The 2,490-nt window shown below is 65.6% G+C and carries 1 protein-coding gene; it reads left to right on the top strand.

Annotated elements, in window-relative coordinates; translation table 11 throughout:
- Nucleotides 1-196 precede the first annotated feature (196 nt).
- Nucleotides 197-1,720: a recombinase family protein gene (locus ABZW30_RS46810; RefSeq protein ID WP_355677463.1), complete on the top strand. Its 1,524-nt coding sequence runs from the start codon at nucleotides 197-199 to the stop codon at nucleotides 1,718-1,720.
- The last annotated feature ends 770 nt before the right edge of the window (nucleotides 1,721-2,490 follow it).

A 2,490-nucleotide genomic window follows, 5' to 3' on the forward strand; every position in this document is an offset into this window, starting at 1 on the left:
ACTCGCGGGTGGCCGGGTCGCCGCGGAACACCACCCGGTCGTAGCCGCCCGGCTCGACGTAGCCGACGTACTCCATCCCGAGGTCGTACTGGTCGATCGAGTGGACACCTAAGCATGCCCCTTGACCTGCCGGTTTGTTCGATATGGGCGACTCGACCAATGCGCCACATAGACCCGATGCCCGACATGGAAGAGGTTGACCTCTTACCTGCGCAAGTCCAAGAAGATCCGCACGGAGGACCCGCGCGATCTTCTCTCTGTGCAGACCCAAGAGGAACTAGGTCGGGCATGGGCGGCCAAGGACGGAAAGCGGGTCCGGGAAGTCTGGGTGGACAACCTGTCGGCATGGTCGGACGTGAAGCGGCCCGAGTTCGACAAGGCTGTGTCCTCCGTGCTGGCCGGAGATGTGCCGATCCTGTGGTGCGCGTTCCTGGACCGCTTTACCCGCAAGGGGGCGGACGAGATCGTGCCTATCCTCGGCAAGGCCAGGGTCATCTTCGACTACGAGGGCCTGGACAGCTCGATTGAGCGCGACCGGCGGTGGATCATCGATCGGGCCGAGCAGGCGCGCGAGTTCTCGCAGCGTCTGAGCTTCAACCTGACCGCCACCAAGGCCACGCAACGAAATGCCGGGAAGTGGCTCGGCAGACTGCCCTACGGCTTTGAGCTCGACGGACTGGACACGCGGAAGCTCAAGAACAGCGCGGACACGTGGCGCTACGTGGAGCACATCTTTGAGTCCGTCGCCCTGGGCGTGCCCGCCCGCATGCTGGGGCGCGCACTCAACTCCGGGCGGTCTCCAATCCCGTCGCCTGGCGGCGGGGAGTGGCAGGCGTCCACCATCTCGAAAATGATCCGGCGCCCGGTATACGAGGGGTGGCAAGTAAGCGTGGCGCAGGGGGCCGTCACGGGCGAGGACGCGGTCTACCGGCACCCTGTCACCGGCGAACGCATCAGCGTGCTTGCTGAGGGTGCCAAGCCGATACCACCGGAGATCGTCCGGAAGGCCCGTGCCGCACTGCGAGGGCACCTGAGGTACGAGGAGCAGCCGAGCAGCAACAAGTACCACCTTCTGACCGACATCACCCGGTGCCGGGGCTGTAAGGGTGCTGCAAGCGGTGGGCGGAGTCACGTGTGCGCGAAGCACGGGGCGGGGAAATCCTGCCCGGACCCGGTGAGCGTCACGCGGACGACGCTGGAGAAACACGTCACGTCGGCGTGGTTCGACCGCATGAACGCCGGAGACGTGACCGACCCTCTTCTATGGATCGCCGCGGAGCGTTACGCGGGCCTACAAGACCCGGAGACGGCTGAGGAGCTGTCCGACGCCCTGGCTGCTCAGAAGGCTGCCGAGCAGCGTGTACAGCGCATCGCAGAGCAGCAGGCGGCGGGGATGTACGACCCGCCGTTCGATGTCCACTTGCCCCGTATTCAAGCCGAGGCGCGCGTAGCCCTCCAGACGGCCCTGGATCGCGTGGCGGAGTTGGCCCCGAAGAAGCTCGACATCGAGTGGCTACTGGAACACGAACAGATCAGCGAGGCGTGGGAGAACGCGGACCACGCACTACGGCGGGATCTGCTCCGATTGGTCATACGGCGCCTGGTCGTTGCCAGGGGCACCCGGGGAGACAACCGGTTCGACCCGGCCCGCGTGGAAATCCACTGGCTTGATCAGCCGGACCCGTGGGCGCCCCAGGATCCTACGTCGACCACTGCCTGATAGCGCATCACATAGCGGGACCAGGGCGCACGTTCAACGGATCAAGGTCCGCCGGGCGTGCGCCCTTCGCGGCACTATGGTTTTGCATGCGAATACTGAGCGTGGCTAGTGGATCACGCTCGGGTGGCGCGGGGCGCAGCCCTGCAAGAACCCTAGGTTAGAGCGGGCCAAAGATGTCCCTTTGCTAAACCCTATGCGCTTGTAGGGAGTTAGGGGAGGGGCGACTTTTCTGCCCCTCACTCGGCGTGGCCAACTCGCCGGCGGCGCTGGTCCCCTGAGGTGGGAGGCTGACGCGGTGTTACCCGTCGCAGTTGTACACATCAGGAGACGCGCCGAGGCACCGGCGCCCGCGCAATCTGACGGCCCTATCGGTCGAGTCTTACCCGGTGCCTTGGGTTGCTCCCGATGGGGCCGTCTTCACGTTTCCCGGCTGAATCGCTCCACTGCGAAGCAGCGGGTGGCCGGCGCGACGCCGAGGCGCCTCGATATCAGCTGGCTCCTGGAGGACGAGAGCATTCGGAAAGCGTGCGTAAAGGCCGGCCACGAGTTCCGGCGGGAGCTCATTCGTCTCCTGGTGCGGCGAGTGGTTGTCTCGAAGGGCCACCGAGGGGGTCCCGTTCGACGGGGACTCCAAGGCCGAGATCCACTGGCTGGACGAGCCAGACCCCTGTGCATAGGGCTGTTGCAAAGTCCGGTGATCTTGTGAGTGTGCTGGTCAGGCGATGCCGAGGAGGTCGAGCGGGCGGGTGAAGGGCTCGTAGGAGGCCTGC

Source organism: Kitasatospora sp. NPDC004669 (assembly GCF_040609455.1).
In the GTDB taxonomy this organism is placed as follows: domain Bacteria; phylum Actinomycetota; class Actinomycetes; order Streptomycetales; family Streptomycetaceae; genus Kitasatospora.